The organism is Pseudomonas sp. Lb2C2, from assembly GCF_052112205.1.
Lineage (GTDB): Bacteria > Pseudomonadota > Gammaproteobacteria > Pseudomonadales > Pseudomonadaceae > Aquipseudomonas > Aquipseudomonas kilonensis.
Genome location: NZ_JAUTYW010000001.1, coordinates 77,503 through 92,632, shown reverse-complemented (window position 1 = coordinate 92,632; position 15,130 = coordinate 77,503). Strand labels below are relative to the sequence as shown.

At 61.2% G+C, this 15,130-nt stretch carries 14 protein-coding genes; 9 read left to right on the top strand and 5 right to left on the bottom strand.

Going from position 1 to position 15,130, the window contains the following annotated elements:
- Positions 1 to 36 precede the first annotated feature (36 nt).
- Positions 37 to 594, bottom strand: a complete 558-nt coding sequence (locus Q7F16_RS00415) for an NADPH-dependent FMN reductase (protein WP_041476018.1) — start codon at positions 592 to 594, stop codon at positions 37 to 39.
- A gap of 185 nt (positions 595 to 779) precedes the next feature.
- Here Q7F16_RS00415 and Q7F16_RS00410 point away from each other — a divergent pair, with 185 nt between their 5' ends.
- Together Q7F16_RS00410 and Q7F16_RS00405 are read left to right on the top strand one after the other, a co-directional pair.
- On the top strand, positions 780 to 1,013 hold the full coding sequence (locus tag Q7F16_RS00410; protein WP_014339045.1) for a hypothetical protein: 234 nt from the start codon (positions 780 to 782) through the stop codon (positions 1,011 to 1,013).
- 87 nt (positions 1,014 to 1,100) lie between these two features.
- Positions 1,101 to 1,994 carry a LysR family transcriptional regulator gene (locus Q7F16_RS00405; protein WP_046062774.1) on the top strand — a complete coding sequence of 298 codons (894 nt, stop codon included), beginning with the start codon at positions 1,101 to 1,103 and terminating at the stop codon, positions 1,992 to 1,994.
- Here Q7F16_RS00405 and Q7F16_RS00400 read toward each other — a convergent pair.
- The 4 genes from Q7F16_RS00400 to Q7F16_RS00385 form a co-directional block, all read right to left on the bottom strand.
- Positions 1,960 to 2,574, bottom strand: a complete 615-nt coding sequence (locus Q7F16_RS00400; RefSeq protein WP_046062775.1) for a GNAT family N-acetyltransferase — start codon at positions 2,572 to 2,574, stop codon at positions 1,960 to 1,962. The two genes, Q7F16_RS00405 and Q7F16_RS00400, sit on opposite strands and share 35 nt — an antisense overlap.
- 193 nt (positions 2,575 to 2,767) lie before the next feature.
- A complete protein-coding gene (gene dnaQ / locus Q7F16_RS00395; protein ID WP_409555377.1) occupies positions 2,768 to 3,529 on the bottom strand; it encodes a DNA polymerase III subunit epsilon in 762 nt (253 codons plus the stop codon).
- Between the two features lie 239 nt (positions 3,530 to 3,768).
- Entirely contained in the window at positions 3,769 to 4,221 is a 453-nt protein-coding gene (gene rnhA / locus Q7F16_RS00390) for a ribonuclease HI (RefSeq protein WP_003180633.1), read from the bottom strand.
- Positions 4,222 to 4,309: 88 nt separating this feature from the next.
- A complete protein-coding gene (locus Q7F16_RS00385; protein WP_046062777.1) occupies positions 4,310 to 5,068 on the bottom strand; it encodes a class I SAM-dependent methyltransferase in 759 nt (252 codons plus the stop codon).
- A gap of 65 nt (positions 5,069 to 5,133) precedes the next feature.
- Here Q7F16_RS00385 and gloB point away from each other — a divergent pair, with 65 nt between their 5' ends.
- From gloB to Q7F16_RS00350, 7 genes are all read left to right on the top strand, one after another.
- A complete protein-coding gene (gloB, locus tag Q7F16_RS00380) occupies positions 5,134 to 5,901 on the top strand; it encodes a hydroxyacylglutathione hydrolase (protein WP_046062778.1) in 768 nt (255 codons plus the stop codon).
- A 99-nt stretch (positions 5,902 to 6,000) separates the two neighbouring features.
- A complete protein-coding gene (locus Q7F16_RS00375) occupies positions 6,001 to 7,449 on the top strand; it encodes a transglycosylase SLT domain-containing protein (protein WP_046062779.1) in 1,449 nt (482 codons plus the stop codon).
- 278 nt (positions 7,450 to 7,727) lie between these two features.
- Positions 7,728 to 9,560 carry an extracellular solute-binding protein gene (locus Q7F16_RS00370; protein ID WP_046062780.1) on the top strand — a complete coding sequence of 611 codons (1,833 nt, stop codon included), beginning with the start codon at positions 7,728 to 7,730 and terminating at the stop codon, positions 9,558 to 9,560.
- Complete coding sequence (locus tag Q7F16_RS00365; RefSeq protein ID WP_014339036.1) at positions 9,557 to 11,410, top strand: extracellular solute-binding protein; 1,854 nt, start codon at positions 9,557 to 9,559, stop codon at positions 11,408 to 11,410. The genes Q7F16_RS00370 and Q7F16_RS00365 overlap by 4 nt, the downstream gene beginning before the upstream one ends.
- A gap of 4 nt (positions 11,411 to 11,414) precedes the next feature.
- Positions 11,415 to 12,488: a microcin C ABC transporter permease YejB gene (locus Q7F16_RS00360; RefSeq protein ID WP_014339035.1), complete on the top strand. Its 1,074-nt coding sequence runs from the start codon at positions 11,415 to 11,417 to the stop codon at positions 12,486 to 12,488.
- Between the two features lies 1 nt (position 12,489).
- Positions 12,490 to 13,509 carry an ABC transporter permease gene (locus Q7F16_RS00355; protein ID WP_014339034.1) on the top strand — a complete coding sequence of 340 codons (1,020 nt, stop codon included), beginning with the start codon at positions 12,490 to 12,492 and terminating at the stop codon, positions 13,507 to 13,509.
- A 1-nt stretch (position 13,510) separates the two neighbouring features.
- Complete coding sequence (locus Q7F16_RS00350) at positions 13,511 to 15,121, top strand: ABC transporter ATP-binding protein (RefSeq protein ID WP_014339033.1); 1,611 nt, start codon at positions 13,511 to 13,513, stop codon at positions 15,119 to 15,121.
- Positions 15,122 to 15,130 lie beyond the last annotated feature (9 nt).

Genomic DNA, 15,130 nt, shown 5'->3' with positions numbered 1-15,130 from the left:
CCCTCGCCACAGGGTTTACCTGGAATCTCGGGGGTATCAAGCCTTCTTGTGTTGCTCGACCCACTTGCCGTAGGCATCGATGAACTTCTGCAGGAAAGGCCGTACCGACTCCGACAGGTTGCCCGCCTCGTCAAACGCCGTCCCGGCACCGCTCAGGTAGGCTTCCGGCTGTTGCATGCAGGGCACGTCAAGGAATACCAGCGACTGGCGCAAATGATGGTTTGCACCAAAACCACCGATGGCGCCTGGCGAAGCACTGATCACCGCGCCCGGCTTGCCGCTCAGGCAACTCTGGCCGTAAGGGCGCGAGCCGACGTCGATGGCGTTTTTCAACGGTGCCGGCACCGAGCGGTTGTATTCAGGCGTGACGAACAACAAAGCATCAGCCGCACCCACCTGCTGGCGGAATGTGGTGTAGGCTGCCGGCGGTGTTACATCAATGTCTTCGTTATAAAGTGGCAACTCGCCGATCTCGACGATGTTCAGCTTGAGGTTGGCTGGCGCCAGGTCAGCCAGTGCCAGCGCGACCTTGCGGTTGATCGATGCCTTGCGCAGGCTGCCCACCAAAACGGCCACTGTGTAGACATTACTCATGAGAGGCTTCTCGACTATCGGCTCAAAGGAGCCTGTAGTTATAGATGATCGGGGTGACAATTGGACCAGTGGAGCGACAAAAACCTGTCGGCTCGACTATTTTTTTCATGTAGGAAAACTTACCGCGCTTGACCAAGGTCTACAGAACCGCAAATCGAGTGATTTATTTCCAGAGGTTCTAAGCAATGGCAGCAGTACTTGTCGGACAATTTCATGCGCGGGACGCCGAAGGTCGCGTCTATTCGGTGCATGAGTTCCAGGAATCGACCCCGTCGCCCGACGGAAACGGCAAGGAGCCTGTCACCACTTACAAGCTGGCGATCGGTGATCGAGTCAAGAAACTCAACGAGGACGAGTTTGAATTGGTGCAGACCGGCATCAAGTTGACGCGCGAACCCGAAACGCAAATAGCGCTATAACCTGTTGGTTATTAGCAGAAGTCATGCCCGGACTTGGGTTAGGATTCAGCCACTCAATGGCTCACCCGCCGAACATGGACTTCTTGCATGCGTTTACGCCACATCGAAGTGATCCAGGCGCTGCTGCAGACCGGTCACCTCGGCACGGCGGCCGAATGGCTGCAATTGCCGGTGACGGAGGTCGAGGCGATCCTGCGCGATGCCGAGGCCCAGCTGGGCTTCATGCTGTTTGCCAGCGTGCGTGGGCGCCTGCAGGCCACCCGGGAAACCCTTGAACTGCGCGACGGCATCACGCGGGTGTACGACACCCTCGAACCGGTGCAGCGCCTGGCCAGCAGCCTGAAACACTATCAGGCACCACCCTTGCGCATTATCTGCACCCCGCCACTGGCCCAGCAGTTGTTGCCCCAGAGCATCGCCGCCTTGCGTCGCCGCCATCCGGATGCGCCTTGCACCCTGCTCAGCCAACCGACCCGCGAGATCGTCCACAGCCTGCTGTTGCGTGAAAGCGACCTGGGCCTGAGCTTGCACGACCCTGAACACCCCGACATCCATTGCCAGATGATCGCCCAGGGCAAATTGCAATTGCTGGCACCTCACGGCTGGCTGCAACCACGACAGAAATACATTTCGCTCCAGGACCTGGCGGGCCAGCCGTTGGTGGGCCTGGATGGCCATGACCCGCTGAGCCCTGCGTTCGAGCATAAACTGGCGGCGCTGCGTCCGGCGCCAATGATCCAGATCCGCGTCCAGACCCATCAGATGATGCGCGCCATGGTCGAGGCCGGCGAAGGCCTTGCCATCGTCGACCCGTTCACCGCCTCGGGGGCCAAGGGCGGCGGCCTGGATGTCTGCCCGGTATCGCCCGCCATTGCGATTGGCCTCTATGCCCTGAGCCTGAACGGTACGCTGCCCTCACCCACTCTCCAATCGCTACTGGAACGGGTTACGGAACAAGCCGAGGCGTTGTTGAGCCACTGATCGACATGCCCAGCGGATCATCGAACAGTCGGTACCAGAACAGCGCCACTTCGTCGGTATGCCGGTCAATGCCGCGATAGCGCAGGTGATCGATACCGCCGAGCACGTAACCGCAACGCTCATAGAGTCGGCAAGCACCCAGATTGTTGTTCTGGGTCTCGAGCATGATGCCCGGCAGTTTTTTCTTGCGACTCCAGAACTGGGCGACATCGAGCAATGCCTTGGCTACTCCGTGGCGACGGGCCGGGGCGTGTACCGCCAACTCGTCGATGTGGGCATAGCCGTTCCAGTTGGTACTGACCACCAGATGCCCCACGGGCTGATCATCGAGATAAGCCATGAAGATCTCGCTGTCCGGGGCATCGCGGAAGCTGCTGAACTCCTCGGGATCGATGCCGTAGCACTTGCGATAGGGAACAATAGCTGTCACCGGCCACTGGCTGACGGGGCGGCCGATCTGTGCCGTCCCGTAGTCGCTGACTTCGAAACTGAAGTCACTGCCCCAGATATAGGCGGCAAAGCCGTCATCGACGACGCGCACCGACAACCCGGGGTGCTTGGGATTCATGACCGGTTGCATACTGGGGAAGGTCCTCATTCCTTGAGGCAACCAACGGCGTGGTGCCATCCATTGCCCTTGCCTTTCAAATCTTCACACATCAAGCGGGATCCGTAGCCTGCCCGTTACCTCAGGGTAGAAGGTCGTGGCGATTGTGGCGAGAAATGAACGATGGATAACCTTGTGGGAGCTCGCTCCCACAGGAAGGGTTTCATCAGTGCGAAGCGGCCTGCGACTCGGCCAACTGCGTCCACAATGCCGGAGCACCCGCGGACTTGGCGATGGCTTCCAGACGCGCGGCATGTTCGGCCAGGTCGCTTTCGCTGGCGCGGATGATCCGCGAGGGCTGGCGGTCAGTGGGCAAACGGCGAATCTCCGAAGCCTGGTTACCAGAGCCTTCGCCAGTACCGTTGCCGTCCGAGGCGTTGCCGGCCAGGGACAGACTGGTCTGGCCGCCGGTCATGGTCAGGTAGACGTCGGCCAGGATCTCGGAGTCGAGCAAGGCGCCGTGAAGCTCACGGCCGGAGTTGTCGACGCCATAGCGTTTGCACAAGGCGTCGAGGCTGTTGCGCTGCCCAGGGTGGCGTTCCCGGGCCATCATCAGGGTATCGAGGATAGTGCAATGCTGGGTAATGTCGGCCCGGTCGTACTGGCCCATCAGGGCGAATTCATTGTTGATGAACCCGACGTCGAACGCCGCGTTGTGGATGATCAACTGCGCGCCCTGGATGAATTCGAAGAACTCATCGGCCACTTCGGCGAAACGCGGCTTGCCCACCAGGAATTCGTTGGTGATGCCGTGGACGCCGATGGCGCCCTCGTCGCTTTCGCGGTCCGGTTGCAGGTACACATGGAAATGGCGACCTGTCAGGCGCCGGCCGATCAGCTCGACACAACCGATTTCAATAATCCGGTGACCATCGGTCACCGGCATGCCGGTGGTTTCGGTATCCAGTACTACAGATCTGTTGGCCATCAGTGTTCAGCTCTCAGCGGGCAGTCTTGCAAAAGCGCGGATCTTAGCACGCTCACGCCAATGCATCCGCAATGTCCTGTGAGCAGGCTTTTATGGCTTGGAGCTCTTGTGGCGAGGGAGCTTGCTCCCGCTCGGTTGCGCAGCGACCGCCCCTGGGGCCTGCTCCGCAGTCCAGCGGGAGCAAGCTCCCTCGCCACAGGTGTGAATTCATGCCTTCCGACAGGGGACACCCAGCCAGATCAAGCCTGCTTATAGCCCCGCACCTCATCCACCCCGCGATTGGCCAACTGATCGGCGCGCTCGTTGCCGTGGTGGCCGATGTGGCCGCGCACCCATTTCCAGGTGACGTTGTGGCGGTTGACCTGTTCATCCAGCAGCTTCCAGAGGTCGGCGTTTTTTACCGGCTCCTTCGCCGCCGTCTTCCAGCCACGTTTCTTCCAGTTGGCCATCCACTCGTTGATGCCTTTCATGACGTACTGCGAGTCGGTCACCAACAACACATCGCAGGACCGCTTGAGCTCCTCCAGGCCTCGGATGGCGCCCATCAGCTCCATGCGATTGTTGGTGGTATTGGCTTCGCCGCCCCAGAGTTCCTTCTCCACGCCCTTGCACACCAGCAACGCGCCCCAGCCGCCCGGACCGGGATTGCCCTTGCAGGCGCCATCAGTGAAGAGTTCTACGCTATCGCTCATGCCAATCTATCCAGGAAAAAATGCAAAGGCCCGCCGATCGGGCCCGACAACACCCGCAGCCCAATACGACAAGAACCATCAAAAAAGGTTACGGCTCGATGTGGCGACGATTGACCTTGGCCATTGGCAAGGGAATCAGCTTGCCCATCGGCTCGCGTCGCGCCTGACGAACCGGGCGCAGTCCGACCGCGATCTTGCGCGCCACCAGCAGGTAGAAACCGCCGCCGGACAGCTGCCAGTCACCGGCCTTGCGCTCCCAGCCGGCCAGGCGCGCCTGCCACTTGGGCGACGCAAGCGGCGGACGATAGCACCCGAAGCGGCGTTTCTCCAGCGCAAAGCCCAGCAGGTTGAGCCAGTCACCGACCCTGGACGCCGAGATGCAGCGGGCCTGGCGCAAGGCGTCGTGGGCAAACACATGACGCAACCCCCAAGTGCTCCAGGGGTTGATGCCGATGATCAACAGATGCCCGCCGGGGCGCACGCTGCTGGCGGCTTCACGCAACAAGCCGTGGGGCGACAGGCAGAAATCCAGGCCGTGCTGCATGACCACCACATCGGCGGCATGTTCGCTCAACGGCCAGGCCTGCTCCTCGCAGACGATTTCCACCCCCGGCAACGGCGCTCCCAGGCGTACATTGCGCTGGACTTGCGGTGCCGACGGCGGGGTTTGCGCCGAGGGCCCGTAGTGCACCAGGTAGCCGCCGAAGAACCGGCCCAACTCGTCTTCGAGCATGCGCCGTTCTTCATCCAGCAAAAATTGCCCAACAGGGCCGGACAGCCATTCACGGGCGGCGCTGATCAACGCCAGCCAGTCAGGATCAGCCTGAGCGAACGCTTCATCGGTCATTGCATTCTCCAACGCGTCAGGAAGTTCTAAGATGCGCCTTTGTTTTCCGCTTGGCGAATTCCACGATGATACAGATCAGTGCCCTGCCCGCATTCACCGATAACTACATCTGGTTGTTACAGGACCACGCCACCCAGCGCTGCGCCGTGGTCGACCCGGGTGACGCCGCACCGGTGCAGGCCTGGCTCGAGGCCCATCCGGGCTGGGTCCTGAGCGACATCTTGATCACCCACCATCACCATGATCATGTCGGCGGCGTCCAGGCGCTGAAGAATGCGACGAACGCCACCGTTTACGGTCCGGCCAGCGAAAACATTCCGGCGCGGGACCAGGCCCTGCATGACAACGACCAGGTCAGCGTGCTCGGCTGGGACTTCGATGTCTACGCCGTGCCAGGCCATACGCTGGGGCACATCGCCTATTACCACCATGGCCTGCTGTTTTGTGGCGACACCCTGTTCGCCGCCGGTTGCGGCCGACTCTTCGAAGGCACGCCTGCGCAAATGCACCACTCGCTCAGTCGCCTCGCCGCCCTGCCTGAAGATACGCTGGTCTACTGCACCCATGAATATACCCTCAGCAACCTGAAGTTCGCTGCCGCCGTGGAGCCAGGCAATCCGGACGTCGCCGCCCGCCTGGAAAAAGTCAGCCGGCAACGCAGCGAAGGCATCATGACGCTGCCCTCGACCCTGGCCCTGGAAAAACTCACCAATCCGTTCCTGCGTACGACTGAAACATCCGTTAAACAAAAAGCAGACGAACGGAACGGCCAGCGAAACCAGACGCCGAGTGAGGTTTTTGCGGCCTTGAGGGCTTGGAAAGATACGTTCTAAGGCAGCTATCGATTGATACAAAAATTCTGAAAGGTTGACCTGTTGGGGTGCGCTTCCTAGAATCGGCCGACATTTTTGCCCGGAACTTACTTCCAGCCAATGTCGTCATCTATACGCAGGTCCGTCCAGTCAGACACATTGACCCGCTTGGCTCAAGCCATCGCGGTGGCTGTGTCCGCTACCTTGGCGGGCTGCCAGAGCACGAGCCAGCTGCCGCAGACCGACGCGGCGCACACGCCGAATATCGCTGCTCGCGCCAAACAGAAGCCGGTATGGCTCGCTGAGAAACCCAGCCCCCAAGTACCCCAGGACGTCTGGGAGCGTATGCGCCAGGGTTTCCAGCTGCAGGAAACGGCCGGTGTCAACCCACGCATCGAGCAACAGCGCCTGTGGTTCGCCAGCAATCCCTCCTTCCTGGAAAACGCCGGTGAGCGCGGCAGCCTGTACATCCATTACATCGTCGAACGCCTCGAAGAGCGCAACATGCCGCTGGAGCTGGCGCTGCTGCCGGTGATCGAGAGTGCCTACAACCCCATGGCCTATTCCCGGGCCAACGCCGTGGGCCTGTGGCAATTCATCCCGTCCACGGGGCGCTACTTCAACCTGCGCCAGACCCGCTTCTATGACGGGCGTCGCGATATCACCGCCTCCACCACGGCCGCCATGGACTACCTGACGCGCCTGCACGACATGTTCAACGGCGACTGGTTGCTGGCGCTGGCGGCCTACAACGCCGGCGAAGGCACGGTCAGTCGCGCCATCGAGCGCAACGAGAAGCTTGGCCTGCCCACCGACTACTGGAACCTGCCGCTGCCCAGCGAGACCCAGGCCTATGTGCCGAAGTTGCTGGCACTGTCACAGGTGGTGCTCTCGCCCGATGCCTATGGCGTGAACCTCAACCCGATCGCCAACGAACCCTATTTCCAGGTCGTCGAGATCAACCAGCGCATGGACCTGTCCAAGGTCGCGGCGGTGGCCAACATCGATGAAGACGAGCTGTTCCAGCTCAACCCGGCCTTCAAGCAGCGCACCACCATCGACGGCCCCCAGCACCTGCTGGTGCCAACGTCCAAGGCCCAGTTGCTGACCGCCAGCCTGTCGACCATGCGCCCGGAAGAGCTGATCAGCCAGCGCTCGCTCAAGCCGGTCTTTGAATCGGCCGACGACAGTGACGTGGCAGGCGCAAGGCGCACCTACCGCGTCAAGCGCGGCGACAACCTCGCCCAGATCGCCAAGGCCAACAACGTCCAGACCAAGGACCTGCAACGCTGGAACAAACTCAGCGGCAACAAGCTCAAGGTCGGCCAGACCCTGGTGATGCAGGATGCCAAGGCGAGCAAAACCACCGGCAAGCGCATCAGCACCGTGGTGGCCGCCAATACCAAGGACCAGAAGAAACAGACCCAGTACAAGGTCAAGCAGGGTGATTCGTTGTACGTCGTCGCCAAGCGCTTCAACGTGGAAATGCAGCACCTCAAGCGCTGGAACCCGCGGATGGGCAAGGCACTCAAGCCTGGGCAGATGCTGACGGTCTACTCCCCGCACTAAGCCCATTAATGGCTGAAGGGCTTTTTGTGGCGAGGGAGCTTGCTCCCGCTGGGCTGCGAAGCGGCCCCAAAAGCAACGACTCAATCCACCTGTCACACCGAGGTGGCAGGTTCAGGGTTGCTTCGCACCCCAGCGGGAGCAAGCTCCCTCGCCACAAAAGCATTCTCGCTCCGGTTTCGAGTAATCTGAGACGCTTTGGCCCACCGCCTTTTTCCTGCCGATACAAGCTGTTACTGTACAGGCCATAAAGCCCAAGCCGCCTGGATCGGATCTCAGACTTGATACGTCCCCTCCTCCTGCTCCTGATCAGCCTGGCCTTGAGCTCTCCCGCCAGCGCAGCCATCAGCGAAAGCCATGGCTATGCGCAGTTCGGCACGCTCAAGTACCCGGCCAGATTCACCCACTTCGACTGGGTCAACCCGCAAGCGCCCAAGGGCGGAGTCTTGCGGGTCATGGCATTCGGCACCTTCGATACGCTCAACCCCTACACGTTCAAGGGCAGCAGCCCGGTTTCCACGCCCAACTTCCTGCAGTACGGTATCAATGAGCTGAACGAACCATTGATGGTCGGCACCGGCCAGTACGCCCCCTCCGGTGACGAACCGACGTCGAGCTATGGCCTGATCGCCCAGTCGGTGGAATACAGCGAAGACCGCAGCTGGGTCGTGTTCAACCTGCGACCCGAAGCGCGGTTTCACGATGGCATACCCATCACCGCCTATGACGTGGCGTTCTCCTACAGGACGCTGCTCAAGGACGGCCACCCGCAGTACCGCACCAACCTGCAGGAAGTGCTGCGGGTCGACATTCTCAATCCGCTGAAAATCCGCTTTGTCTTCAAGCGTGCGGGCAATCCGCTGCTGATCCTGCGCCTGGGTGAACTGCCAGTGTTGCCCCAGCATTACTGGAAAAACCGCGACTTCAAGGCGACGACCTTCGAACCGCCCCTGGGCAGCGGGCCGTATCGCATCACCAAAGTGCAGCCAGGCCGCCAACTGGTGTTCGAACGGGTCAAGAACTACTGGGGCAAGGACCTGCCGGTCAATCGCGGCAAGTACAACTACGACCGCATGGACGTGGAGTTCTACCGTGACAGCGAAGTCGCCTTCGAAGCCTTCAAGGCTGGCGAGTTCGATATCTACATCGAACACCAGGCCAAGAACTGGGCCAACGGCTATCAATTCCCGGCGGTCAACCGGGGCGATGTCATCAAGGCGCAAATCCCCCACCAGATCCCGACCCAGACCCAAGGCCTGTTCATGAACACCCGGCGCAGCACGTTTGCCGAGGTCAAGGTACGTGAAGCCCTGGGGCTGATGTTCGATTTCGAGTGGACCAACCGCACCCTGTTCAGCGGCGCCTACAAGCGCACCCTCAGTTACTACCCCAACAGCGAATTCTCCGCCACCGGCCTGCCGGTGGGCCATGAATGGCTGTTGCTCAAGCCGTATCGGGAACAATTGCCGCCCACACTGCTCACCGAACCCTTCAGCTTGCCCAAGACCGACGGGCGCGGCATCCCCCGGGAAACCTTGCGCAAGGCCCTGGGCCTCTTGAAGGAGGCCGGCTGGAGCCTTAACGGCCAGCGCCTGCTCAATACCGACAGCCAGCCCCTGAGTTTCGAAATCCTGCTGGTGAACCCGAACCTTGAGCGCATCCTGCAGCCCTACGTCGAAAACCTCGCCAGTATCGGCATCCAGGCCCGGTTGCGCACAGTGGATCGCGCCCAGTACAAACAGCGCCTGGACCAGTTCGATTTCGACATGATCCTGCTGACCTTGGGCCAGACCCTCAGCCCGGGCCTTGAGCAATGGCAGTACTTCCACTCCAGCCAGGTCGGGGTCAAGGGCAGCAAGAACTACGCGGGGATCGCCAACCCGGTGGTCGACCACCTGCTGGAAAAACTGCTCGCCGCCCAGACCCGCGACGAACAGGTCGCCGCCGGCAAAGCCCTGGATCGCGTGCTGTTGTGGCAGCATTACTGCATTCCCAACTGGTATCTCAATTATCATCGCCTGGCGTACCGCAACCGGTTCGCCTTCGTCACCACGCCGCCCTACACCCTGGGCCTGAGCGCATGGTGGCTGAAATCTTCGGAGAAAGATCAATGAAGCCTCTACGTGCCCTGCTCCTGCAGGCCAGCAGCCTGTTATTCGCCGGGTTGGCCTGCGCCGCGCCACAGCACGCCTTGACCTTGTACAACGAGCCGCCCAAATACCCCGCGAACTTCAAGCATTTCGACTACGTCAACCCGGACGCGCCCAAGGGCGGCATCTTCCGCCAGGGTGGCTTTGGGGGTTTCGACAGCCTCAACCCATTCATCAGCAAAGGCGTGCCGGCCGATGACATCGGCCTGATCTACGACACCCTGGCCAAGCAGGGCCTGGACGAACCTTTCACCGAATATGGCCTGATCGCCGAAAAAATCGAGAAAGCCCCGGACAATGCCTGGGTGCGCTTCTACCTGCGCCCCGAAGCCCGTTTCAACGACGGCCACCCGGTACGGGCAGAAGACGTGGTCTTCAGCTTCCAGACCCTGACCAGGGACGGCGCGCCGATGTTTCGCGGCTATTACAACGATGTTGCCGACGTCATTGCCGAAGACCCGCTCAAGGTCCTGTTCAAGTTCAAGCACACCAACAATCGCGAACTGCCGTTGATCCTCGGCCAACTGCCGGTATTGCCGAAGCACTGGTGGGCCGAGCGCGACTTCAGCAAGGGCAACCTGGAAATCCCCCTGGGCAGCGGCCCCTACAAGGTCGCCGAAGTGAAGGCCGGTCGCTCGATCCGCTATGAGCGGGTGAAGGACTATTGGGGCAAGGACCTGCCGGTCAATCGCGGCTTCTACAATTTCGACGTACTGGTCACCGACTACTACCGCGACAACACCGTCGCGGTCGAAGCGCTCAAGGCCGGTCAATTCGATTTCTGGCTGGAAATGACCGCCAAGAACTGGGCCAATGCCTACAACATCCCGGCCGTGACCGAGGGCCGGCTGATCAAGGAACAGATCCCCAACGGCAACCCCACCGGTATGCAGGGTTTTATCTACAACCTGCGCCGGCCGATCTTCCAGGATGTCCGGGTACGCAAGGCCTTGAGCCTGCTCCTGGATTTCGAGTGGACCAACAAACAACTGTTCAACGGCGCCTACGCTCGCACCCGCAGCTACTTCGAGAATTCGGAAATGGCCGCCACCGGCCTGCCCGGCGAAGACGAACTGAAGATTCTCGAGCCCCTGCGCGGCAAGATTCCCGAGCAAGTCTTCACCGACGCGTTCCAGCCTTCAATGTGCGACGGCAGCGGCATGATCCGCGACCAGCAGCGCAAGGCCTACCAATTGCTGCAGGAAGCCGGCTGGCGCATCGTCGACGACAAGATGGTCGATGCCCAGGGCAAACCGGTAGTGCTGGAGTTCCTGCTGGCCCAGACCGAGTTCGAACGGATACTGCTGCCGTTCAAGCGCAACCTGAGCGACCTGGGCATCGAGCTGATCATCCGCCGGGTCGACGTCTCCCAGTTCGTCAACCGCGTACGCTCCCGAGACTTCGACCTGGTGGTGGGCAGCTTCCCGCAATCCAGCTCTCCGGGTAACGAACAGCGCGAGTTCTGGATGTCGGCCGCCGCCGACAAGCCCGGCAGCCGCAACACCATGGGTCTGAAGGATCCGGCCGTGGACCAACTGGTGGAACAACTGATCAACGCCGATTCGCGCAAGAGCCTGGTGGCCCACGCCCGAGCACTGGACCGGGTTTTGCAGTGGGGCTACTACGTGATTCCCAACTGGCACATCAAGACCTGGCGCGTGGCCTACTGGAATCACATCGGCCATCCGAAAATCACCCCAACCTATGACATCGGCACCACCACCTGGTGGGTCAAGCCGGAGGTCAAGCCGGCCGATGAAGTAGAAAAGCAGGTCATCGAGCAGCAAATCGCCGCCCCTGCGAGCGTGGAGTAACAAGATGCTGGCTTATATTTTTCGGCGACTGCTGCTGATCATCCCGACCCTGTTCGGCATTCTGCTGATCAACTTCGTCATCATCCAGGCCGCGCCCGGCGGGCCGGTGGAACAAATGATCGCCAAGCTCGAGGGCTTCGAAGGCGCCACCAGCCGCATTGCCGGCGGCGGTGCCGAAGTGGCGGTGGCCGGTTCCTCGTACCGCGGTGCCCAGGGCCTGGACCCGGCGCTGGTCAAGGAAATCGAGCACATGTACGGCTTCGACAAGTCGGCCCCCGAACGCCTGTGGATCATGATCAAGAACTACGCCCACCTGGACTTCGGCGACAGTTTTTTCCGCGATGCCAAGGTCATCGACCTGATCAAGGAGAAGATGCCGGTGTCCATCTCCCTCGGGCTGTGGAGCACGCTGATCATGTACCTGGTGTCGATCCCGCTGGGGATCGCCAAGGCCACGCGCCACGGCAGCCATTTCGACGTCTGGACCAGTTCGGCAATCATCATCGGCTACGCGATACCGTCGTTCCTGTTCGCCATCCTGCTGATCGTGGTGTTTGCCGGCGGCAGTTATTTCGACTGGTTCCCGTTGCGCGGGCTGACCTCCAACAACTTCGACGAATTGAGCATGGGCGGCAAGATCCTCGATTACTTCTGGCACCTGGCCTTGCCCGTGACCGCCCTGGTGATCGGCAACTTCGCGACCATGACCCTGCTGACCAAGAACAGCTTCCTCGACGAAATCAACAAGCAATACGTGGTCACCGCCAAGGCCAAGGGCCTGACCCGCCATCGGGTGCTCTACGGCCACGTATTCCGCAACGCCATGCTGCTGGTGATCGCCGGCTTCCCTTCGGCCTTCATCGGAATCTTCTTTACCGGCTCCCTGCTGGTGGAAGTGATCTTCTCCCTCGACGGCCTGGGCCTGATGAGTTTCGAAGCGGCCATCAACCGCGACTATCCGGTGGTGTTCGGCACCCTGTTCATCTTCACCTTGCTGGGGCTGGTGGTGAAACTGATCGGCGACTTGACCTACACCTTTGTCGATCCGCGCATCGACTTCGAAAGCCGGGAGCATTGAGATGAACCTGTCCCCTCTCAATCGCCGCCGCTTCGAACTGTTCAAGGCCAACAAGCGTGGCTGGTGGTCGCTGTGGCTGTTCCTGATCCTGTTCGGACTGAGCCTGGGCGCCGAGTTGATCGCCAACGACAAGCCGCTGGTGGTGCATTACGACGACGGCTGGTACTTCCCGGCGCTCAAGCGCTACCCGGAAACCACGTTCGGCGGCGAGTTCCCGCTGGAAGCCAACTACAAGAGCCCCTACATCCGCGAACTGCTGGCAGCCAAGGACGCCTGGGTGCTGTGGGCACCGATTCCGTTCAGCTACCAGAGCATCAACTACGACCTGAAGGTCCCGGCCCCGGCGCCGCCCTCTTCCGTGAACTGGCTGGGCACTGACGACCAGGGTCGCGATGTCCTGGCCCGGGTCATCTATGGCTTCCGCATCTCGGTACTGTTTGCCCTGACGCTGACCGTGCTCAGCTCGATCATCGGCGTGATCGCCGGCGCCCTGCAGGGTTTCTATGGCGGCTGGGTGGACCTGGCCGGCCAACGTTTCCTGGAAATCTGGTCCGGGTTGCCGGTGCTGTACCTGCTGATCATCCTGGCCAGTTTCGTGCAGCCCAACTTCTGGTGGCTGCTGGGCATCATGTTGCTGTTTTCCTGGATGAGCCTGGTGGACGTGGTCCGTGCCGAGTTCCTGCGCGGGCGCAACCTGGAATACGTGCGCGCCGCCCGGGCCCTGGGCATGCAGAACGGCGCGATCATGTTCCGCCACATCCTGCCCAACGCCATGGTCTCGACCATGACGTTCATGCCGTTCATCCTCACCGGCGCCATCGGCACCCTCACCGCCCTGGATTTCCTCGGCTTCGGCCTGCCGCCGGGGGCGCCATCCCTGGGCGAGCTGGTGGCCCAGGGCAAATCCAACCTCCAGGCGCCGTGGCTGGGCATCAGCGCGTTCGCCGTGCTGGCCGTGATGCTGAGCCTGTTGGTGTTCATCGGCGAGTCCGCTCGCGATGCCTTCGATCCGAGGAAGTGATATGAACCAGGATAATCTGATCGAAGTGCGCGACCTGGCGGTGGAGTTCATTGTCGGCGAGCGCCGCCAGCGCGTGGTCGAGGGGGTCAGCTTCGATATCAAGCGCGGCGAAACCCTGGCCCTGGTGGGTGAAAGCGGCTCGGGCAAATCGGTCACCGCCCACTCGATCCTGCGGTTGCTGCCCTACCCGCTGGCCCATCACCCCACCGGCACCATCCAGTACGCCGGCCAGAATTTGCTGGGCCTGAAGGAAAAAACCATCCGGCATATCCGTGGCAATCGGATCGCGATGATCTTCCAGGAGCCGATGACCTCCCTCAACCCGCTGCACTCCATTGAAAAACAGATCAATGAAGTGCTCGGCATTCACAAGGGCCTGAGCGGCAAGGTCGCGACCCGCCGGACCCTTGAGTTGCTGGAGCTGGTTGGCATTCCCGAGCCCCACAAGCGCCTCAAGGCCCTGCCCCACGAGCTGTCCGGCGGCCAGCGCCAGCGGGTGATGATCGCCATGGCCCTGGCCAATGAGCCGGAACTGCTGATCGCCGACGAGCCGACCACCGCGCTGGACGTCACCGTCCAGCTGAAAATCCTCCAATTGCTCAAGGAACTGCAGGCGCGATTGGGCATGTCGCTGCTGCTGATCAGCCACGATTTGAACCTTGTGCGAAGAATTGCGCATCGCGTATGTGTCATGCAGCGCGGTTGCATCGTCGAACAGGCATCGTGCGAAGAGTTGTTCCGCGCACCGCAGCATCCGTACACTCGGGAACTGCTGGGCGCCGAGCCCAGCGGCACCCCGGCGAACAACGTTGTCGGCCCGCCGCTATTGCAGGTCGAGGACCTGAAAGTCTGGTTCCCGATCAAGAAAGGCCTGTTCAAACGCACGGTAGACTACATCAAGGCCGTGGACGGTATCCGCTTCAGCCTGCCCCAGGGGCAGACCCTGGGCATCGTCGGCGAAAGCGGCTCCGGCAAATCCACCCTGGGGTTGGCAATCCTGCGGTTGATCGGCAGTCAGGGCGGGATCCGTTTCGAAGGCAAGCAGCTGGACAGCCTGACGCAGCAACAAGTCCGGCCGCTGCGCCGGGAGATGCAAGTGGTGTTTCAGGACCCGTTCGGCAGCCTGAGCCCACGGATGTGTGTGAGCCAGATCGTCGGCGAAGGCCTGCGGATCCACAAGATCGGCACCGAAGCCGAACAGGAACAAGCGATAATCGCAGCATTGAAGGAGGTAGGCCTGGACCCGGAAACCCGGAACCGCTACCCCCATGAATTTTCCGGAGGGCAGCGGCAGCGTATCGCCATTGCCCGGGCCCTGGTGCTCAAGCCGGCGTTGATTCTGCTGGATGAACCGACGTCGGCCCTGGACCGTACCGTGCAACGCCAAGTGGTGGAGCTGTTGCGGTCGTTGCAAACCAAGTACAACCTGACGTACCTGTTTATCAGCCATGACCTGGCTGTCGTCAAAGCGCTGAGCCACCAGTTGATGGTGGTCAAGCATGGCCAAGTGGTCGAACAAGGTGATGCCCGCAGCATATTCGCCGCGCCGCAGCACCCCTATACACAGCAGTTGCTGGAGGCCGCCTTCCTGGCCCCAACAACTGCCGAATAACCTGAAAGA